This is a genomic window from Vibrio sp. 2130-1 (assembly GCF_033339515.1).
Window position 1 is genome coordinate 341,004 of record NZ_JAWOUT010000003.1, and the last position, 20,020, is coordinate 361,023.

18 protein-coding genes are annotated in these 20,020 nt (G+C 44.5%); 8 read left to right on the plus strand and 10 right to left on the minus strand.

All coding sequences use genetic code 11. The features are described 5' to 3' along the window. The first annotated feature begins 6 nt into the window (after positions 1–6). Together R7Q09_RS06355 and phaC are read left to right on the plus strand one after the other, a co-directional pair. Entirely contained in the window at positions 7–354 is a 348-nt protein-coding gene (locus R7Q09_RS06355; RefSeq protein WP_318070615.1) for a phasin family protein, read from the plus strand. Between the two features lie 66 nt (positions 355–420). Next, entirely contained in the window at positions 421–2,196 is a 1,776-nt protein-coding gene (gene phaC / locus R7Q09_RS06360; protein WP_318070616.1) for a class I poly(R)-hydroxyalkanoic acid synthase, read from the plus strand. Positions 2,197–2,365: 169 nt separating this feature from the next. On the opposite strand, the gene R7Q09_RS06365 is transcribed toward phaC, so the two are convergent. The 6 genes from R7Q09_RS06365 to napF all read right to left on the minus strand — a co-directional run bounded on the left by R7Q09_RS06365 (position 2,366) and on the right by napF (position 6,980). After that, complete coding sequence (locus R7Q09_RS06365; protein WP_005373546.1) at positions 2,366–2,500, minus strand: TIGR02808 family protein; 135 nt, start codon at positions 2,498–2,500, stop codon at positions 2,366–2,368. A gap of 11 nt (positions 2,501–2,511) precedes the next feature. Continuing rightward, positions 2,512–3,090 (minus strand): NapC/NirT family cytochrome c, encoded by a 579-nt coding sequence (locus R7Q09_RS06370; RefSeq protein ID WP_005373542.1) that lies wholly within the window; start codon positions 3,088–3,090, stop codon positions 2,512–2,514. Between the two features lie 28 nt (positions 3,091–3,118). Next, entirely contained in the window at positions 3,119–3,574 is a 456-nt protein-coding gene (locus R7Q09_RS06375; protein WP_005389061.1) for a nitrate reductase cytochrome c-type subunit, read from the minus strand. Between the two features lie 78 nt (positions 3,575–3,652). Further along, entirely contained in the window at positions 3,653–6,142 is a 2,490-nt protein-coding gene (napA, locus tag R7Q09_RS06380; RefSeq protein WP_213963673.1) for a periplasmic nitrate reductase subunit alpha, read from the minus strand. Continuing rightward, positions 6,139–6,447, minus strand: coding sequence for a chaperone NapD (locus tag R7Q09_RS06385; RefSeq protein WP_005373535.1), 309 nt, complete (start codon positions 6,445–6,447; stop codon positions 6,139–6,141). Before R7Q09_RS06385 ends, napA begins: the two co-directional genes overlap by 4 nt. A gap of 47 nt (positions 6,448–6,494) precedes the next feature. After that, a complete protein-coding gene (gene napF, locus R7Q09_RS06390; protein WP_104976222.1) occupies positions 6,495–6,980 on the minus strand; it encodes a ferredoxin-type protein NapF in 486 nt (161 codons plus the stop codon). 247 nt (positions 6,981–7,227) lie between these two features. On the opposite strand from napF, the gene narQ reads away from it, so the two are divergent. Together narQ and R7Q09_RS06400 are read left to right on the plus strand one after the other, a co-directional pair. Further along, the gene (narQ, locus tag R7Q09_RS06395) at positions 7,228–8,964 is read left to right on the plus strand and encodes a nitrate/nitrite two-component system sensor histidine kinase NarQ (protein ID WP_025767926.1); all 1,737 of its coding nucleotides are present in this window, start codon (positions 7,228–7,230) and stop codon (positions 8,962–8,964) included. 4 nt (positions 8,965–8,968) lie between these two features. After that, the gene (locus R7Q09_RS06400; protein ID WP_031777156.1) at positions 8,969–9,583 is read left to right on the plus strand and encodes a response regulator; all 615 of its coding nucleotides are present in this window, start codon (positions 8,969–8,971) and stop codon (positions 9,581–9,583) included. A 90-nt stretch (positions 9,584–9,673) separates the two neighbouring features. Here the strand turns inward: R7Q09_RS06400 and R7Q09_RS06405 are convergent, their stop codons facing one another. After that, positions 9,674–9,847 (minus strand): hypothetical protein, encoded by a 174-nt coding sequence (locus R7Q09_RS06405; protein ID WP_005373524.1) that lies wholly within the window; start codon positions 9,845–9,847, stop codon positions 9,674–9,676. 261 nt (positions 9,848–10,108) lie between these two features. Between R7Q09_RS06405 and R7Q09_RS06410 the strand changes: the two genes are divergently transcribed. Continuing rightward, a complete protein-coding gene (locus R7Q09_RS06410) occupies positions 10,109–10,972 on the plus strand; it encodes a DUF6279 family lipoprotein (protein ID WP_318070617.1) in 864 nt (287 codons plus the stop codon). Positions 10,973–11,142: 170 nt separating this feature from the next. Next, positions 11,143–12,372 carry a peptidase T gene (gene pepT, locus R7Q09_RS06415; protein WP_176311456.1) on the plus strand — a complete coding sequence of 410 codons (1,230 nt, stop codon included), beginning with the start codon at positions 11,143–11,145 and terminating at the stop codon, positions 12,370–12,372. Between the two features lie 82 nt (positions 12,373–12,454). Here pepT and R7Q09_RS06420 read toward each other — a convergent pair whose 3' ends face one another. After that, entirely contained in the window at positions 12,455–12,919 is a 465-nt protein-coding gene (locus R7Q09_RS06420) for a dCMP deaminase family protein (RefSeq protein ID WP_005373515.1), read from the minus strand. Between the two features lie 419 nt (positions 12,920–13,338). Between R7Q09_RS06420 and vmeY the strand changes: the two genes are divergently transcribed. Both vmeY and vmeZ read left to right on the plus strand, forming a co-directional pair. Continuing rightward, positions 13,339–14,466: a multidrug efflux RND transporter periplasmic adaptor subunit VmeY gene (vmeY, locus tag R7Q09_RS06425; protein WP_017635193.1), complete on the plus strand. Its 1,128-nt coding sequence runs from the start codon at positions 13,339–13,341 to the stop codon at positions 14,464–14,466. An 8-nt stretch (positions 14,467–14,474) separates the two neighbouring features. Further along, entirely contained in the window at positions 14,475–17,627 is a 3,153-nt protein-coding gene (gene vmeZ, locus R7Q09_RS06430) for a multidrug efflux RND transporter permease subunit VmeZ (protein WP_318070618.1), read from the plus strand. A gap of 89 nt (positions 17,628–17,716) precedes the next feature. Here the strand turns inward: vmeZ and R7Q09_RS06435 are convergent, their stop codons facing one another. Both R7Q09_RS06435 and arfB read right to left on the minus strand, forming a co-directional pair. Next, positions 17,717–19,486, minus strand: a complete 1,770-nt coding sequence (locus R7Q09_RS06435) for a methyl-accepting chemotaxis protein (RefSeq protein WP_318070619.1) — start codon at positions 19,484–19,486, stop codon at positions 17,717–17,719. 99 nt (positions 19,487–19,585) lie between these two features. Further along, complete coding sequence (gene arfB, locus R7Q09_RS06440; RefSeq protein WP_170893137.1) at positions 19,586–19,999, minus strand: alternative ribosome rescue aminoacyl-tRNA hydrolase ArfB; 414 nt, start codon at positions 19,997–19,999, stop codon at positions 19,586–19,588. Positions 20,000–20,020 lie beyond the last annotated feature (21 nt).

A 20,020-nucleotide genomic window follows, 5' to 3' on the forward strand; every position in this document is an offset into this window, starting at 1 on the left:
CAAACCATGTACACAGATTTCTTCAAAACATTTAGCGATCAAACTGAAAAAAATCTAGAACCTTACTTGAAGTTCAACAAGCTAGTGACAAAAAACGTAGAAGTGTTGACCGAGCTTCAATTGAACGCCATTCGCACATACAGTGAAGTGGGTCTAAACCAGATGAAAGCAGCGACAGAAATCAAAGACGTAACGTCATTGACTGTTTTCAACAGTCAGCAACTAAGCGTACTTACTAAACTTTCTCAACAAATGATGGATGACAGCAACAAGCTTCAAGCGATTGCAAAAGAGTTCAAAGAAGACGTTGAGAAAATGACTTCGGAAAATCTAAAGACTGTTACTCCAGCGTAATTTGTCCGATTCTCGCCGCCCCTAGATTTGGGCGGCGTTGTTTTTTCCGAATATAGGAGTAAGACTATGTTTCAACACTTCTTTTCGGACTATCTTGTGAAGCTTCAGGAAACCAATCATCAGTGGTGGCATGATTTCGAAGTGAACAAGGCAGTCGTGAACTCTCCTTTAAACAAGGCCATGCAAGAAGTGAACTTTGAGGATACTGCCAAACTGTTCGAACAAGCTGCGAATCAGCCTGCTGCGATTTTAAAGCTGCAAGCACAGTGGTGGGAACAGCAGCTGCAAATTTGGCAGAATGTTGCATTGGCAGGGAACCAAGCACAAATCGTCGAAGCTGAAAAAGGGGATAAGCGTTTCTCAAACGAAGCGTGGCAAAATGAAGCCATGTATAGCTTCATCAAACAATCCTACCTTTTATTTAGTAAGACCTATCTGGACACCATCGAGTCTTTGGAAGGCTTAGATGAAAAGACGAAAGAACGTATTATTTTTTTCTCTCGCCAAGCCATTAACGCCCTTTCTCCTTCCAACTTCATCGCCACTAACCCAGAGCTTTTGAAGCTGACACTTGAGCAAAACGGTCAAAACTTACTGGCAGGCTTAGAGCAGTTGAAAGAAGACGTTGAGTCGAGCGCAGACATTTTAAAAATTCGTATGACGAATAACAATGCATTCCGTGTGGGCGATGACGTTGCGACGACACAGGGCAATGTGGTTTTTCAAAACGAATTGTTTGAGTTGATTCAATATCGACCTCTAACAGAGAAAGTGAATGCGACGCCGCTGCTCATCGTCCCACCTTTCATCAATAAATACTACATCCTTGATTTAACGGCAAAGAACTCAATGGTTCGATGGTTGTTAGAGCAGGGGCACAGTGTATTTATGATGTCTTGGCGCAATCCAGGCAAGGCACAAGCGCACATAGAGTTTGGTGACTACGTGACAGAAGGCGTAGTGAAAGCCGTCGCTGTAATTGAAGATATAACAGGACAAGAGCAAATCAATGCTGCTGGTTATTGTATTGGTGGTACTGTTTTAGCAAGCACGGTTGCGTACTACGCTGCAAAACGTATGAAGAAGCGCATTAAGTCTGCCACTTTCTTCACCACGTTGCTCGACTTCTCTCAACCAGGTGAAGTCGGCGCGTATATCAATGACACCATTGTTAGTGCAATTGAAGCGCAAAATAACGCAAAAGGGTATATGGACGGCCGTTCCTTAAGCGTGACGTTTAGTTTACTGCGTGAAAACAGCTTGTACTGGAACTACTACGTCGACAATTACTTGAAGGGTAACAGTCCGGTTGATTTCGACTTGTTGTACTGGAATAGCGATAGCACCAACGTCAGCGCTGCATCTCACAATTTCTTGCTTCGCGAGCTCTATTTAGAGAACAAGCTGGTGCAAGATAAAGGCGTCAAAATTGGTGGAGTATGGATTGATCTAAATAAGATCAAAATTCCTAGCTATTTTGTGTCAACGAAAGAAGACCACATTGCGTTATGGCAGGGAACTTACCGTGGTGCGCTGAACACGGGTGGTAACAAAACGTTTGTCCTCGGTGAGTCTGGTCATATTGCGGGCATCGTGAACCCTCCAGCTAAAAATAAGTATGGTTATTGGTTGAACGATAATTTGGATGACTCTGCTGATGAGTGGTTGAATAACGCGGAACACAGAGAGGGATCGTGGTGGACACACTGGAACGAGTGGTTACTCCAATTCAACCCTAAAGAGCAAGTTGAGCCTTTCCCTATTGGCTCAGAAAACCATCCGGTTATTGATGAAGCGCCAGGACAATACGTCAAACAGGTTCTGCCAGTAAAAGAATCTTAAACAACTCCCTATAGCAGTAAATCTTAGCGGCCTTTATGGTCGCTTTTTTATGTATGATTGCTTGTTTATTGTTGGCAAGTACCATTGAGCAATAAATAAAAAGCGCCGAGCATTTGCTCGGCGCTCAGTGTCAACAAATAGGCTAGTTGACGAGTAGAGATGCGTTACGTTACACCTCTTTATCCTTACCAAATGACAGCAGCCAGAGAGAGATTGCTGCTACCGCCACAAAGCCGGAAAGAATAATCACTGGCATAGCACTGTAGCCAAGGATATGCCAAATTACAGATTCTAATGTACTCATGGTAAGTCTCCTTAGTGCCAGCCTTCAACGCCGCTCATGTCTGGTAGTTTGTGCGCAATACCTTTGTGACAGTCTACACATGTTTTCTCGCCTGAGGCTAGAGCGGTGGAGTGCTGTTCTGCCGCACGTGATCCTTGCTGAGAGTAATCCATGAAATCAAACTCATGACAGTTACGACATTCAAGAGAGTCATTCTTTTTCATACGTGCCCACTCTCGCTCTGCGAGGTGTCCACGACGCTCTTGGAACTTCTCTGGCGTATCGATCGTCTTCGTTACGAAGTGTGCAAATAGCTCTTTAGATGCCTGTACTTTACGAACGATCTTATCCGTCCATTCATGAGGAACGTGACAGTCTGAACAAATCGCACGAACACCAGATCGGTTGGAGTAGTGAATTGTTTCTTGAATTTCAGCAACGATCGGCGCGTGACAGCCAGAACAGAATTCTTCTGTGTTGGTTGCTTCCATACCTGTGTTGAATGCGCCCCAAAATAGAAGGCCACCAGCGAAGCCTAGAAATAAAACCACACCAGCGGCAGCTTTACTCGGGCTCGACAGTCTCTTCCAAAACGCTTTAAGTATTTTCATAAGTAACCTCTTAGTACTCGCGTTTCAATTACTGAAGCGAATCGACTGCCTTAAACTCGTTTTCCACTAGTGGTTTTGCATCCGTTTGTGGAACGTGACATTGCAAACAGAAGTAACGACGAGGAGACATATCTGCCAGTACCGCATCTTCTCTGTTTACATAGTGCGTTACGCTAATTTTAGTCGCACCTGACTCTTTTGCATTTTTCCAGCTATGGCATGCAAGACACTTGTTAGCATTTAACGAAATTTCGTAGTGACGAATGCTGTGTGGGATCAACGGTGGTTGATAAACATAGCTGTCTTCAACAATTTGATCTTTAGGGAAGTCTTTGAACTCGTCTGCTGGACGCGTATCTTCCAATTGAGACATTCCACGTAAAGATTCTAGACCACCAATACCACCTGGATTATCCAACTCAGCTTGCGCAATGCCTGTCACTAACGCACCTACAGATAAAACTGCGACAAGTAATTTTTTCATCATTTCATCTCCGCCTTTATGGCTTAAATTCTTTATTAGGCCGCCATAATGACGGCCGTAGCATTCAGTATCTGAAGGTTAAGCAATCTTAGTGATTTTGACTGGGCACTTCTTAAAGTCTGTCTGTTTAGACAGTGGATCAGTCGCATCTAGGATAAGCTTGTTAATCAAAATACGTGCATCAAAGAACGGTACGAATACCAAGCCTTTTGGCGGACGGTTACGACCGCGAGTTTCAACACGAACGCGTACTTCACCGCGTTTGTTTGCCATGAGTACTTCTTCACCACGACGAACATTGCGTGCTTTTGCGTCTTCTGGGTGCATGTAACACACTGCGTCTGGTACTGCTTTGTATAATTCAGGTACACGACGAGTCATGGTGCCTGTGTGCCAATGCTCAAGAACACGACCAGTACATAACCACATATCAAATTCATCGTTCGGTACTTCTGGTGGCGCTTCGTATGGCGCGGAAATGATCTTCGCTTTGCCATCAGCATTGCCGTAGAAGTCCCAACCAGAACCTTCTTTCGCGTATGGGTCTGAACCTTCTTTAAAGCGCCACTGTGTTTCCTTACCATCAACAACAGGCCAACGTAGACCACGTACTTCATGGTAACGGTCGTATGGAGCCAAATCATGCCCGTGACCACGACCAAATGTTGCGTATTCCTCAAACAGACCTTTTTGAACATAGAAACCGAAGTGGTGAGCATCGTCATTCAGTTCACGAGCTTCTTCGATAGGGAATTTGTCGACGTTACCATTGCGGTAAAGTACGTCGTACATTGTTTTACCACGGTATTGAGGCGCTTTCGCTAGAAGCTCTTCAGGCCACACTTCTTCCATTTTGAAGCGTTTCGAGAACTCCATTAGTTGCCAAAGGTCCGATTTTGCTTGACCGACTGTGCCCACTTGTTGGTACCAAGCTTGGGTACGACGCTCTGCGTTACCGTAAGCACCTTCTTTTTCAATCCACATTGCGGTAGGAAGAATAAGGTCTGCTGCTTGTGCTGTTGCTGTCGGGTATGGGTCAGACACAACGATGAAGTTTTCTGGGTTGCGGTAACCTGGAAGACGTTCTGTGTTGATGTTTGGACCGGCTTGCATATTGTTGTTACATTGAACCCAGTAACAGTTCAGAACGCCGTCATTCAGCATACGGTCTTGCAATACGGCGTGGAAGCCAGGTTTTGGTGGAATCGTACCTTCTGGCAGTTTCCAGATGTCTTCTGCAATCTTACGGTGTTTAGGGTTAGCAACCACCATGTCCGCTGGTAGGCGGTGAGCAAACGTACCAACCTCACGAGCGGTACCACATGCTGATGGTTGGCCCGTTAGTGAGAATGGGCTGTTCCCCGGGGTCGAGATCTTACCGGTTAGTAGGTGGATGTTGTAAACCAAGTTATTCATCCATACACCACGAGTATGCTGGTTCATACCCATCGTCCATAGAGACATCACTTTCGTGTTTGGATCCGCGTATTGCTTCGCAAGCTCGATAAGCTTCTCTTTCTCAACACCAGAGATTTCAGATACTTTCTCTACTGTGTATGGCGCTACTGATTTCTTGTACTCTTCGAATGAGATAGAAGTGAGTTTGCCAGAGTTCGGGTTCTTCGCTGCTTTTTGTAGCGGATCATCGTCACGTAGACCGTAGCCGATGTCAGTGTCTGCTTGAGTGAAGTTCGTGTGTTTGTTCACGAAGTCCCAGTTTACTGCATCGTTTTCGATGATGTAGTTTGCGATGAAGTTAGCAATTGCAAGGTCAGACTGAGGATTGAAAATGTAGCCGTGGTCTGCCAACTCAAATGAACGATGGTAGTAAGTAGAAAGCACGTTCACTTTAACGTGAGGATGGCTTAGGCGGCGGTCAGTAATGCGAGTCCATAGAACCGGGTGCATCTCTGCCATGTTTGAGCCCCAAAGAACGAAAGCGTCTGCGTTCTCGAAGTCATCGTAACAACCCATTGGCTCATCGATACCGAATGCGCGCATGAAACCTACAACGGCAGAAGCCATACAGTGACGAGCGTTTGGATCAATGTTGTTTGATCGGAAGCCTGCTTTCATTAACTTTGATGCAGCGTAGCCTTCCATTACTGTCCATTGGCCTGAGCCAAACATACCTACGCTTGTTGGGCCTTTTTTCTCGAGGGAAGCTTTCCATTTCTCAGCCATGATGTCGAAAGCGTCATCCCAAGAGATAGGTGTAAATTCACCATCTTTGTGGAATTTGCCATCTTTCATTCGTAGCATCGGTTGAGTTAGACGGTCTTGACCGTACATGATCTTAGAAAGGAAGTAACCTTTGATGCAGTTTAGACCTTTGTTTACTGGTGCTTCTGGGTCACCCTGTGTTGCTACCACTTTGCCGTTTTGAGTGCCAACAAGAACAGAACAGCCTGTACCACAGAAACGACAAGGTGCTTTGTCCCATGTGATTTTGGTTTGATCAGAGCTTGCAATCAGGTTGGCTGCAGATGCTGGTAGTGTCACACCTGCGACAGCAGCAGCTGATGCAGCCGCGTTTGCTTTCACAAACGCACGTCTTGTCATTTTCATACTTCACCCTCGATTTGGGAATGTTGTGTTCCAGTGTCTTCTTCATCCGTTTCTTCAAGCCCAGTTTCGATTTGGTGATAAACCAATACCGTGCTTAAGACGTTCGGTAAATTGTTAATGGCGTCGATAGTGTCTGTGATGAAACCTTGGTTCTCAGTTTCAAGTACGACGATAATCTTGCCTTCAGGACTGTCACCATAGATTTCCGCATTTTCGTGTGCTTCTATCTTTTGTTTGATTTCGTCCAAATGTTCCGGCAGCACATGTACTACCAAACTTGAAATATGCACTTCATTTAGTGACATATAGCTCTCTCATTTATTTTTATTGCCTTTGGCCGACGACATTCGGCTTAGGCAGTTATATTGCTCACATTGATGGATGAAGTCGGGCACACTGAAACACAGGCGCCGCAGCCGTTACACTCATCAAGGTCTAAATTGGGTTGTGCTACTTTCCCCAGTTCTAATTTGAACTGAATTGCCATCGGGTCGCACATATCCCCACAGCTTCGGCATTCGACATTTTGTTTTGCTAAGCAGTTATCGTTGATACTTGCTTTTGCTTGCCAAGGTTGTTCTGTATCTGGCAAGAAAAGGGGCTCAGGACAGGCGTTTGCACATTGATAGCAAAATGTGCATTCATCGATGGAAAAATCGACCGAGGGGAATCCGCCATCACTTTTGGTTATAATCTTTGTTTCACAGGCCTCAATGCATTTACCGCAGCGAGTGCAATCGTCCGTAAACTGTTCCGGTTTAGTTAACCAAGGCAAACGTACGGCGTTGTCGGGGTGCGCTTTTCTTGCAAAGAGTCTTCTTCTGGAAAGGTCTACCACTTAGTCACCTCGAAACTTGGAACCCAAACTAAGCATAGTCCACAATTTTCATTAATAAACTGTCATTTAAACTAACGAAATTGTAGTTTTTGACATATTTGTATAAATACCTCTTAGGGGGTAAATGGTATGCAATATTGTTTTGGATCAATAAATTCCGTCGCAGGTGATCACATATTGATAAAGTTGAAAGGTAATGGGTTCATTGCACGTACAAATAGGATTGTTAATGGGCGAGGAACTCAGATTGTTTAAAAATGTGAAAAAGTCAGTGACGCGCACGATTGCGTCCGCGATGCTTCTTATTTTGCTGCTCTCAGTCGCTACGACTGGTTTTGCGATTTTTACGTTAGCGTCCAGTTTGAACGATGCTGAAGCCGTCAATGTTGCTGGCTCGATGCGAATGCAAAGCTACCGTCTGGCGAATGATATTCAGGTTAAATCTGTTGACTATTCTTCACATATTGACGCATTTGAACATTCGATATATTCACCTTCAATGAAAGCGCTTCAGCATTGGTCTGTGCCTGAAGACATCACTCACGATTACTACCGTCTTATTATCAGATGGCATGAACTCAAGGCGGTGCTTAGAGGAGACAACCCGGCAGAATATCAACTCCTAGTGGCCGGTTTTGTTGAACAAATCGATGAGTTTGTATTTAAGCTGCAAAGCTTTTCGGAGCAAAAACTGATTAACTTAGCCTGGATCGGCGGGTTAGGGTTGGGTGGCATCCTTTGTGTCAGTATGTTTGTCGTTCATTTTGTGCGCCTCGAAGTTGTTCGGCCTCTGCGTGCCTTAGTTTTTGCTAGCGAGCAAATTAAAAATCGCTCATTCAATATATCGCTCAATGTATCTAGCGATAATGAAATGGGAATACTGACTCGAACCTTTAACCGGATGGCGACAGACCTTGGTAAGTTGTACCGAGGATTAGAGCAAGCGGTTGATGAGAAAACACGTAAATTGCAGCATGCCAACCAGTCTTTAGAAGTGCTGTATGACTCGTCAAAAGAACTCACGGCGTCGCGTATTAATCAAGACAATTTCCAGGCGATTTTGCAGCATATTGTCAGTCTTGAGGGCATTAAAGCGGTCAAACTTGAAATCGAGCAGCTGGGAGAACCGAGCTGGATATTGATGGAAGGAGAAGAATGCTGCCAAGATTGTGATGAAGATTGCCACGGTAAAGCCCTGATGCTAGATGGCGAGCACTTGGGCTATTTATATTGGAAAGCAGGGTTACCTTGTCCGAACGAGGCTCTTATTGACAACTTCGTGCAGATTTTATCACGCGCCGTGTATTACAATCGGGCGCAGCGCCAAGCAGAACAAATTCTGCTGATGGAAGAGCGAGCCACTATTGCTCGGGAGTTGCATGATTCATTGGCTCAAGCACTCTCTTACTTAAAAATTCAGGTCGCTTTGTTAAAGAGAAGCGTAAAGAACTTACCTGACGAAAAGGCGATCGCGCAGGCTAATCAAGTTATTGCTGAGCTAGATACGGGCTTATCTGCGGCTTATACGCAGTTACGCGAGTTGCTGACGACGTTTCGTCTTACGATTAAAGAGGGCAGTTTTGGCCAAGCATTGCAAGACATGGTTGAAACGCTCAGTGAACAAACTGCTGCGGACATTACGCTAAAAAATAGACTTTCATCAACTGAACTGGATGCACATCAGCAGGTTCATTTACTACAGTTGATAAGAGAAGCGGCAATTAATGCTATCAAACATGCGCAAGCAGATAATATTCACATTCAATGTCTCGATAATGATGGAAAAGTCACAGTAACCGTTAGCGACGATGGAATAGGCTTTGAACATCAAGACGAAAAATTAAATCATTACGGTATGAGTATCATGCAAGAGCGGGCCGCTAGACTGCATGCCGATCTTCACATCGAAGCATCGATAAACAAAGGTTGTACCGTAAAATTAGAATTCCAACATAGTAAGGAAGTAAACAGTGACAGTGTGTAAAGTAATGCTGGTGGATGATCATCCACTCATGCGAAGAGGTATCCACCAGCTTTTAAGCTTTGAGCCTGAGTTTGAGGTTATTGCAGAAGCAAGTAATGGCGCGGATGCAGTAGCGAAAGCGCATGAGCTGGAACTGGATCTTGTACTTCTTGATCTTAATATGAAAGGCATGTCTGGCCTTGATACTTTGCAAGCACTGCGTGCAGATGGCTGTGAAGCCAGAATTGTCATTCTAACCGTTTCAGATAGCCCAGCAGATATCGAAGCAATAGTTCGAAGTGGTGCCGATGGCTATTTATTGAAAGACACTGAGCCCGATGAGTTGGTTGAGTTGCTAAAACAAGCGCACCAAGGGGACAAGGCATACAGCCAAGAAGTTTCTAAGTATTTGAGTGAACGTTCAGAGCAAGAGGACGTGTTTGATACACTGACCGATCGTGAATCGCAGATCTTAAGAGAGGTGGCAAGAGGTTTCCGCAACAAGCAAATTGCCGATCGTCTTTTTATCTCTGAGTCTACGGTTAAAGTACATATGAAGAGTTTACTTAAAAAGCTTCAAGTTCCTTCTCGTACTGCAGCAACCGTCCTTTATCTTGAGCGCTTTGGCGACATCAAATAACATTGTTGGATTTGAATCTGTAATAATAAATAAAATCAAACAGTTATATTGATTCTGACGAATAAAAAAACCGCCTGTTAGGCGGTTTTTTTACTTGTCTGGGCGAATAGAGTACAAGTCACTGTTGTGCTTACCACACTCCAAATAGTACTGATAAGCCACTTTTTTGCTTTCAGCAATGACTCTCATGCAGTGCATTTTCCCCTGTTCAAAATATCGAATCTCATATTCTACACTGGTATCAAGTTGCTCAGCGGCTGCCATACTTCGCCTCCATAAACCATCCAAAAAACATCCATGCAAATTATATGCCGTTATAGGGAGCGTCGTTCGGTACGTTTTTTAGCCGATAATTGCGCTCTAACTCACTTTTTTGCGGATAGCTGTGATCAAAAAGTTAATTTCAAACTCTATATATTATTAAGGTGGCAATCAATATTTGTCACACTGGTGTAAGTTTGCCGCAATACTAAGTGATACAGGTTGAGTATAGAACTTAATCAACAGAAAAGGGAATACGAATAAGTGACTAAATTAAAGGATGTATCTAATAAGGCGCTTCGTTATGGCCTTCTATTTTGTTTCGTATTTCTGCTTGCCGGTTGTGCGAAAAAGTTTTTATACAGCAATATCGATTGGTTCGTGCTCGATTACTTAGAGGACTATGTCTCGTTGCAAGGGGAACAAGAAGTCCTAGTGGAAGAGCGCTTATTATTGTTGGCAGACTGGCACAAGAAAGAGGAGTTACCATTATATATCGAACATTTAAAAGACCTTGAGAGATTAAAAGCGAGCGATATCACCTTAAATTACATACAACAAAATCGAGATAGAACGCGAGCGCATTACGATAGAGTGGTAAGCAAAGCAGCACCAGATCTTTTTGCGTTAAGTTTGCAATTAACGAAAGAGCAAGAACGCGAGTTTTTGAGTAATGTACAAGAACATTATCAAGAGCGAAACGCAAAATATGCCGATAAGACAGAAGACGAAGTGCGTGAAATTATTCTGGATAACACTGAAGAGTGGATGGAAGAATGGCTGGGGAATCTATCAGGAAATCAGCGTCAATTAGCTCAAACATTTTCTCAGCAAGTTATTTTAAACAGCCCTTTATGGAGAGATTATCGAGCCACGGTATATCAAGAGCTCGAATACTTGTTCGACAACAAATCTAATGTTGTGACTTATCAAGATATATTTATGCGACTCTTGTTCGAGCCAGAGAGTTATTATAGTGAGCAGCTTTCTCTGAATATTGACTCTAACTTTGCATTGGTTGATCAACTGACATTAGATGTTTCTCGTTCGATGACCGATAAGCAATGGCGTCATTTTCGTGAAAAGGTTAAAGAGTGGCGAGTACTGGCAGAGGAACTTTTAGATTAAATTCGTGCTTCAATTAGCGAGGGCAAAGTGCAGAAGCCTTTCTTATCAAAAAATGATTCAAAGCAAATTCTTATTGAACTAAGAGCGTAACATAGCGTGAGGTTTGATGAGGCAACGTCAGCTTATCAATGCGTGATAAGGCCTCATCGTACAAAACAATGAGAATAAATATGAAACATTTAGTTGAAAGATTTCTTCGATACGTCACGTTTGATACCCAATCCAATCCACATGTGACGCTTTGCCCAAGTTCACCTGGTCAGCTTGTGTTTGCTGAGTTACTTAAAAAAGAGATGATCGAGCTTGGTTTAAGTGACGTGATTTTGGATAAAAATGGCTACTTGATGGCTAAACTGCCAGCCAATGTTGATTATGAGGTTCCTCCTATCGGCTTCATTGCCCATATGGATACCGCGCCGGATGCATCTGGCAAAAACGTAAAGCCGCAATTCATCGAAGATTACCAAGGTGGCGATATTGCATTAGGGTTGGGGGATGAAGTGCTATCTCCCGTGCAATACCCCGATTTACATCACCTACATGGCCACAATCTTATTACTACCGATGGCACTACATTACTTGGCGCGGATAACAAAGCCGGTATCGCAGAGATTCTTTCCGCGGTAGCTCTGCTACTGGAAAACCCAGACATTCCACACGGCGACATTTGTATCGGCTTTACTCCGGATGAAGAAATCGGTCGTGGTGCAGATTTGTTTGACGTTAAAAAGTTTGGCGCGAAATGGGCATACACTATAGATGGTGGCCCGCAAGGTGAATTGGAATACGAAAACTTTAATGCAGCAAACGCTGATGTAATTTTTCATGGAGTTAGCGTTCATCCAGGTACCGCAAAAGGCAAAATGGTCAATGCGATGAACTTGGCTGCGAAATTTCAAGTTCAAATGCCCCAAGATCAAACTCCGGAAACAACCGAAGGTTACGAAGGGTTCTTCCATTTAAAATCGGCAGAAATGGGCGTTGCACGAAGCGAGCTAGGTTACATTATTAGAGACTTTGACCGTCAAAGACTTGAGGATCGAAAAGCCTTTATGCAGAAACTCGTCGATGAAATGAACACGGGTTTACGCCATGGTTCTGTAGAGCTAAAGATAAAAGACAGCTATTACAATATGAGAGAAATGGTTGAGCCTTACCCTCATATCATTGAGCTGGCAAAGCAAGCGATGGAAGCGTGTGATGTGGAACCGATTATAAAACCTATTCGTGGTGGTACAGATGGTGCTCGTTTATCTTTTATGGGTTTGCCGTGCCCGAATATCTTCACCGGTGGTTTTAACTTCCACGGAATTCATGAGTTTATTTCTGTTGAAATGATGGAAAAATCAGTACTCGTTATTGTCAAAATTGCTGAGCTCACAGCGAAAAAACACAGTTAAAAGACTACGTCGAGACCTCTTGCAGATTTAATAACAAAATAGCCCAGATCTCTCTGGGCTATTTAAATATTAAGATGGAATACTAGCGCACGTCTTTGTCTTCAATTTCAATGTCTTCTAGTGGTAACCAGTCGACTTTCACACCCGCTTGATCGAACATATCTTGACTGACTTGGATTTTATCTCCCCAGCGAGATAAAAAGTCTTCAGACTGCTCAGGGCAGTGTACGTGTGAGATCCCTGTTTGAATGATCTTTGCCGCGCAGTTAGGGCAAGGAAAATGCGTTACCCAAATATCACATCCGTCTAAGTCACGTTTTGAGAACAAAATTGCGTTCTCTTCCGCGTGCAGTGTTTTAAGGTATTTCAACTCGCGCTCATCGGTGTCGACACTGTCAGAAACACCATGCGGATAGCCATTAAATCCAACAGATACAATGCGATTCTGTTTAGTAATAACGGCACCGACTTGTGTTGATGGGTCCTTACTCCAAGACGCCACTAGTTCTGCCATCTGGTAAAAGCGTTTCGCCCATTTAGAAATCATAGTCATCCTCTCTGTCGAAGGCGTTGAATTAATTGAATGATAACCCATTTATATTAAAAAAATAGTCAAAATCGGGGTCTTGAGTATGAAGGCGTCACTTTTCACCTTTTTAGCCACAAAACGTTCTTATCTTGAGCACTGAATCTCACTTTACGTCCGAATACAATACTCCCGTTAGTGTTTCCAAGCACACGCTAAAATTCGCGATCTCCTAAGGCGTATATTAAATAGTTATGATTGAGTTGTATGTATATTGCTCATTGAATACCACTGTTAACTAAATTACTTTATTTTCCTTTTGTTTCTCATGTTTACATTTAGAAACACCTTGGGCGCTTTTCAGTGAAGTTTTCAGTGGCAGCAAGGAGTAAGGTTGATAGGAATTCAACAATATCCTGTTCTATAAAGACGGTAAATACATGCAAAAGAAACCACTTGTCGCACTAATGGCGGCTACAGCAATCCTCGCTGGATGCGGGGAAGCTAATAATGCCCAAACGAAAGGTCAAGCGCCTCTCGTAGTGACTCAGGATGTCACGGTTATCGACTACCAACCGAGCAAGTCTTATATCGGTCGCATTGAAGCAGTAGAAGATACCAATATTACCGCGCAGATTTCTGGCTACTTAAAAGCTCGTCACTTTGAAGAGGGGCAAATGGTAGAAAAAGGGCAGCTCCTTTACTCTATCGAGCCATCTTCTTTTGAAGCCCAAGTCGCGAGTGCTAAAGCCGCACTTGCACAAGCTAAAGCGGCGCTAAAAAAAGCCGAATTAGATCATACTCGAGGTAAAAACTTGTTGCCTCGCGGTAGTATCTCTCAATCTGAGTTTGATGCTTTAACTGCGGCACTTCTTGGTGCGAGAGCAGAGCTAGAAGCGGCAAATGCTCAACTTAAACTTGCTGAAGTTAACCTTTCCTATACTCAAATCCGAGCACCTTTTAGCGGACGTATTAGTGATACCAAAGTGAGTACGGGTGATCTGGTTTCTCCATCATCTGGCGTGCTGACGACATTGGTGAGCTTAGACCCAGTGCATACTTCATTTAGTGTGAGTGAGCGCGAGCGTTTAGCTATGGGTATGGATCAAGTAAAAGGTGATGGCTCGGCTGAATCAAACCGCGTTGAAGTTCAGCTTGAACTGGAAAATGGACAGTTTTTTGAGCATCTCGGTAAGCTTGATTTCTTAGGTAATCGTATTGACACCAAAACGGGTACGATTGCTATGCGCGCGCTAGTGCCAAACCCAGAGCAGAAGTTACTTCCGGGTCAACACATCAAAGTGAACTTGAGAGATAAGAACACGAAAGACGTTATTGTTATCCCACGACGTGCCGTACAGACTGACTTAGAAGGTGACTTTGTGATGGTGATGGCTGAGGGAAGTGTGGCAGAGCGTCGCAACGTCGAGCTTGGTCCTCAGGTTGAACAAGGCATTATCATTCGAGAAGGGCTCGATCAGGAAGATACAGTTATTACACAAGGCCTACAACGTGTGCGTAATGGTGTAGAAGTGCGCCTTCAAGCACCTGCTGAAGATAAGCAGTAGGGGGCACTATGTTAAGTCGTTTCTTTATTCAGAGACCTAAATTCGCGCTGGTTATTTCGATCATATTAACGCTAGCCGGCGCGATCTCACTGGCGATTTTGCCAGTGGCTGAGTATCCACAGATAAGCCCGCCATCAGTAAGCGTTTCGGCTTACTACACTGGCGCGAGTGCGGAAGTTGTCGAGCAGGCCATTGCGGACCCCATAGAGACCTCAGTCAACGGCGTTGAGGATATGATATACATGTCTTCAAAGAGCGCGAACGATGGCTCTTATAGCCTAAACGTCACGTTCGATGTCGGCACCGATCCAGATATGGCGCAAGTTAACGTGCAAAACCGCGTGTCACAGATTGAGTCAAAACTGCCTCAAGAAGTTCGCATGGTTGGTGTGACGGTGAAAAAGCGTTCACCTGACTTGCTGATGGTACTTAACTTCTATTCACCTGATGGCAAATACGATGATCAGTTCTTGATTAACTACATTAACTTGAATGTAAAAGATCAGTTGGCTCGTGCGAAAGGTATCAGTGAAGTTAACGTGATTGGTGGTGGCGAATACGCAATGCGTGTTTGGTTAGATCCTGAAAAAATGGCCAACCTTAAGCTAACCACGTCAGACGTATACGCCGCTTTGGCTGAACAGAACGTTCAAGTTGCGGCAGGGCGTGTAGGTGCAGCACCATACAACAATCCGCAAGAAGTTCAGTTTAACCTTGTGACCAAAGGTCGCTTGGAAAGCGTGAGCGAGTTTGAGAACGTTGTCCTTCGAGCTAATCCAAATGGTTCCACGGTTTATCTGAAAGATGTCGCTCGTGTCGAACTAGGCAAAAAGTTCTACGATGGTAACGGTAAGTTCCGTGGCAAGGACGCGTCAATCGTTGCGTTGTCTCTTCAATCGGATGCGAATGCGTTAGAAAGTGGTCAGGCCGTCATGGAGCTCCTTGAAGGCTTGAGCAAAAACTTCCCAGAGGGAATGGAATACGAGACCAGCTACGATACAACCGTGTTCGTATCTGAATCGATCAAAGGGGTAGTAAAAACACTGATTGAAGCGATTCTATTGGTGATTGCTGTAACTTACTTGTTCTTGGGTAGTGCGCGTGCAACGTTGATTCCTGTTGTCGCGATCCCCGTTTCTCTGATTGGTACGTTTGCCATCATGCAGGCAACGGGCTTCACCATTAATACGGTTACTTTGTTTGGCTTGATCCTTGCGATTGGTATCGTGGTGGATGATGCGATTCTGGTTATCGAAAACGTCGATACTACCATGGCGAAAGACCCAACTATTTCACCGCGTAAAGCGACGTTGCTAGCGATGAAAGAAGTAACGGGCCCAATCATCACGTCGACCTTGGTCCTACTTGCGGTATTCATACCTGTTGCCATGCTGCCAGGTATCACTGGTATCATGTATCGCCAGTTCGCTTTGACCATCTGTATTTCGGTTGTGATTTCATCCATCAATGCATTGACGCTGTCCCCAGCACTTTGTTCTCTGGTATTGAAGCAGGGTGGGGGCAATACCGCTAACTGGTTCCAGGCTTTCAACCGAGGCTTAGAGCGCATCACTACGCGTTATGGCCAGATCGCTGGTTTCTTGGTGAAGAAGTCTTTACTGCTCGTGACGTTCTTTATAGTTGCTATCGCAGCGGTCACTTTCTTTGCGAAAACCACCTCTACAGCGTTTGTTCCTCAAGAAGATAAAGGCATTTTGCTGGTTAACGTACAGCTACCGGATTCAGCCTCTTTATCACGTACTGAAGAAGTCACCAATGATTTAATGAAAATGATCGGTGAAGAACCTGGTGTGGATGGTGTGACGGTTGCGAATGGTTACTCGTTTATGACAGGCGCAGCAGCATCAAACGGTGCTTCTGTATTTATCAAATTGCATGACTGGGATACTCGTAACTCGCTGCAAGGAGAGCACTCTGCTAATGCTATCGCGGCACGTATTAACGGTCGAGCGGCGACAGAGCTACCTCAAGCGGTTGTTTTTGCGATGGGACCACCGGCGGTTCCTGGTATGGGCGCTGCGTCTGGTTTTGAGTTTGTGCTTGAAGACACGCTAGGGCGAAGTCGTACCGATTTGTCGATGGTCATGGGAGAAATGATCCAAGCGGCTAACCAAGCGCCTGAAATTGCCTACACGTTTAGCACGTTCCGCGCGAATGTTCCGCACTACTACGTTGATATCGATCGTGAGAAAGCGCAGCAATTAGGTATTTCGCTGTCGTCTATTTTCCAAACCTTGCAAGGCAACTTAGGTTCGCTTTATGTGAATGACTTCACCATGTTTGGTAAGAACTTCCGCGTAACCATGCAAGCTGATAGCCAGCACCGTAGCAGCATGGAAGATCTAGAGCGTTTCCATGTTCGTTCTTCGAACGGTGATATGGTTCCGTTAAGTACGCTAGTGAGCTACGAGCAAGTGTTTGAGCCTGATGTGGCATGGCGTTACAACATGTACCGCAGTGCTATCATTCAAGGCCAACCAGCTCCGGGTTACTCTAGTGGTGATGCGATTGCCGCAATGGAACGCGTTGCTGCTGAAGTTCTTCCGCAAGGGTACACGTATGAATGGACAGGTATGGCTTATCAGGAAGTGCTTGCGGGCAACCAAGCCATTTATGCGTTTGCGCTGGCTTTGATCTTCATTTACTTGTTTATGGTGGCTCAGTATGAAAGTTGGAGTATTCCACTGGCTATTATTTTGGTGGTCCCAGTAGCCACGTTAGGTTCCTTCCTTGCGTTAAATCTAACTGGCACGCCGCTTAACTTGTATGCCCAAATTGGTCTTGTCTTGCTCATAGCCTTGGCGGCGAAAAACGCAATTTTGATTGTGGAGTTCGCCAAGCAAGAGCGTGAAGAAAAAGATGCTGATATCGATAGTGCAGCGGTTAAAGGAGGCACGTTACGTTTCCGCGCTGTGAATATGACATCTTGGTCATTTATCCTGGGTATCTTCCCGCTTATCTTTGCCGCTGGCGCGGGGCACGTGAGTCAAAACTCACTCGGCGTGTCGCTGATTGGTGGTCTATTGTGTGTGCTTCTAGCAGGTACATTCTTGATCCCAGGCTTCTACGCTCTGGTGCAAAGACAGCGTGAGAAAGTTCATGGCGGCAACACCAAGCTGGTTCCTCTTGATGATGAATAATCACATCCGAAGTGCGCAGTAAGCACGAAGTGACAATTGAAAAAAAGCCCGAAGCAATGATTGCTTCGGGCTTTCTATTTTGAAAAGGGTTATTTTAGCGCAGTTTTGAATTGTGCAACGGCTTCATCCATATCATGAGCTTGAGCAGAGACAGAGTTCACTTCATGCAAGCATTCCTGAGCGGATTGCATGTTATTCTCAGATATTGCGTTTAGCTCGGTGATTGAACCGCTAACTTGGTTCATCACGATACCTTGTTCTTCAATTGCTGAAGCTATGCGCTCCGAATTACCTTGAATTGAATGCATGTCAGTAATGATCTGTTGCAGGCTAGAATCCAGTTTTTCAGAAGCATTAAGTGTTTGTTGCCCTTGATCGTTACATTGATCAATATCAGCAACAACTGTAGACATTTGAGTTTGAATGTCTGCAACGACCCGCGTGATTTCCTCTGTGGATTGATGAGTTCGGCTAGCTAGGGCGCGTACTTCATCGGCGACAACTGCAAACCCGCGGCCTTGTTCGCCTGCTCGCGCGGCTTCAATTGCTGCGTTGAGAGCTAGTAGGTTGGTTTGCTCTGCAATTTCTTGGATGGTGTTCACGGCACCACCAATTTTATCTACATGCTGATTCAGCGAGCCAATCGACTGCTGGCTGTTTGATAAAATCGTGGTTAGTTGACCGATGTTGGTTACCGTCGCCTCAACAACTCCTCGACCTTGTTCGGCATTATTCGCTGCCTGATGTACGCCTTCTACCGCAACTGATGTGCTTTCAGAGATTTCACCTATTGTGGCAACCATTTGCTGAACTGCCGTCGCCATTGATGCTGTGTGGTCAGTTTGCGTGTGGAATTGCTCCATAACGCCTTCTAACTCACGATGCATATTATCGGTACTTGCAGTGAGTTGCGCCGATTTTTCTTGGGTACTACTAATTAGATGCTCAAGCTTATCCAATAGGTCATTGAGGTGATGACTGATATCAAATAGCTCGTCTTGACCTTTCAAATCAGATCGAAGTCCCATGTTGTTCGTTTCGCTGATACTTCGAATGGTGCCAAGTAAGCTATTCACTCGCGTATTGATTGAACGTGAAATTTGCCAAATCAATGCGAAAATAACGACTAAGATCAGAGCTGTAATGACCTGCTTGATGGTCGACATTTGTTCATCACGTTGTGCGGCAGCAGAGCTAAGGGCTGTGGAAAAGGTTTCAAATTGCTCTTCTACGGCATGGGATAATGCGCGAGTTTCACCGAGTAGGCCTTTGTCATAAGCAACCCCAACAACTTGCTTTTGGGCCGCCAATTGCTTACCTGTTTTGATAAGCTCAGGAGCATATTGCCCCTCAAGCAAGTCACTATTGAATAGTCCTGCTTTTACCGCAGAGTCAAAACGGACTAATGCCAATAACTGCTGGTGGTCTGAACGTTGTTTTGCTTCTAATAGTGCTTGTTCGTAACCAGCGAGAAGCCCACTCTTTGAATCAAGCCCGTATCGTTGGTAAGCGCTGACCAGATTCTGAAAGCCCCTTTGGTATGCGAGCAAGTCTTGCTTAAATTGTTGACTGGAAGGTAATTCATTACTCTTGAGTATGTTCGCAAGCTCTTTTTCTGTGTCTATAAACTTGTCAACATTGGCGTCAAACTTATTTAGATATTTGTCATTACTACGTAGTAGGAAATCTTTTTCATTTCTGCGTAAGTTGAGTAAGCGTATTTCTAGATCACCAACGAGTTTGATGGCGTGATTAAGATCATTGCTCTTATTTTCAAAATGGGATGACGTACCCAAAAGGGCCACGATGCCTAAAATGGCGATAACTCCGAGGAAGTAGAGTTTTTGCCTAATAGTCATATTGTTGTTTCCTGAATAAGTAACTAAAAAGAGAAATCCAATGAGATTTCCAAGGGCTAGCAAACGTTGTTCAACTAAATGTCGAGAAAACGACATGCACTAATACAGCACTTTCTTACGTTGCTGTTTTTTCGCTCCGTGCTTGTTTTTTGTATCAAGTCGTCGGCGTTGAGAAGCGCGGGTTGGTTTCGTTTTAATACGCTTCTTCTCCTGTAAAGCGGCAGCTTTTATCAATGCTTGAAGCCGATTTAGGGCGTCTTCCTTATTTTGTTCTTGTGTCCGAAATTGTTGCGCTTTGATGATGATCACGCCATCTTTACTTATACGACTATCAGAAAGTGCAAGTAATCGCTCTTTGTAAAAGTCAGGTAAACTGGAATGCTGGATATCAAAGCGCAGGTGTATAGCAGACGCTACCTTGTTAACGTTCTGGCCACCATTTCCTTGAGCTCTAATTGGGGATAATTGAATTTCCCACTCTTGAATTGTGACGGAGTTCGAAATTTTGAGCATGACAAGTAAATGCCGGTAAGG

What these genes read in the sequence shown, in the direction of transcription:
- R7Q09_RS06355 (WP_318070615.1), top strand. Translation starts at nt 7, where the DNA reads ATGTACACAGATTTCTTCAAAACATTTAGCGATCAAACTGAAAAAAAT.
- phaC (WP_318070616.1), top strand. Translation starts at nt 421, where the DNA reads ATGTTTCAACACTTCTTTTCGGACTATCTTGTGAAGCTTCAGGAAACC.
- R7Q09_RS06365 (WP_005373546.1), bottom strand. Translation starts at nt 2,500, where the DNA reads ATGAGTACATTAGAATCTGTAATTTGGCATATCCTTGGCTACAGTGCT.
- R7Q09_RS06370 (WP_005373542.1), bottom strand. Translation starts at nt 3,090, where the DNA reads ATGAAAATACTTAAAGCGTTTTGGAAGAGACTGTCGAGCCCGAGTAAA.
- R7Q09_RS06375 (WP_005389061.1), bottom strand. Translation starts at nt 3,574, where the DNA reads ATGAAAAAATTACTTGTCGCAGTTTTATCTGTAGGTGCGTTAGTGACA.
- napA (WP_213963673.1), bottom strand. Translation starts at nt 6,142, where the DNA reads ATGAAAATGACAAGACGTGCGTTTGTGAAAGCAAACGCGGCTGCATCA.
- R7Q09_RS06385 (WP_005373535.1), bottom strand. Translation starts at nt 6,447, where the DNA reads ATGTCACTAAATGAAGTGCATATTTCAAGTTTGGTAGTACATGTGCTG.
- R7Q09_RS06400 (WP_031777156.1), top strand. Translation starts at nt 8,969, where the DNA reads ATGCTGGTGGATGATCATCCACTCATGCGAAGAGGTATCCACCAGCTT.
- R7Q09_RS06405 (WP_005373524.1), bottom strand. Translation starts at nt 9,847, where the DNA reads ATGGCAGCCGCTGAGCAACTTGATACCAGTGTAGAATATGAGATTCGA.
- pepT (WP_176311456.1), top strand. Translation starts at nt 11,143, where the DNA reads ATGAAACATTTAGTTGAAAGATTTCTTCGATACGTCACGTTTGATACC.
- R7Q09_RS06420 (WP_005373515.1), bottom strand. Translation starts at nt 12,919, where the DNA reads ATGATTTCTAAATGGGCGAAACGCTTTTACCAGATGGCAGAACTAGTG.
- vmeY (WP_017635193.1), top strand. Translation starts at nt 13,339, where the DNA reads ATGCAAAAGAAACCACTTGTCGCACTAATGGCGGCTACAGCAATCCTC.
- vmeZ (WP_318070618.1), top strand. Translation starts at nt 14,475, where the DNA reads ATGTTAAGTCGTTTCTTTATTCAGAGACCTAAATTCGCGCTGGTTATT.
- R7Q09_RS06435 (WP_318070619.1), bottom strand. Translation starts at nt 19,486, where the DNA reads ATGACTATTAGGCAAAAACTCTACTTCCTCGGAGTTATCGCCATTTTA.
- arfB (WP_170893137.1), bottom strand. Translation starts at nt 19,999, where the DNA reads ATGCTCAAAATTTCGAACTCCGTCACAATTCAAGAGTGGGAAATTCAA.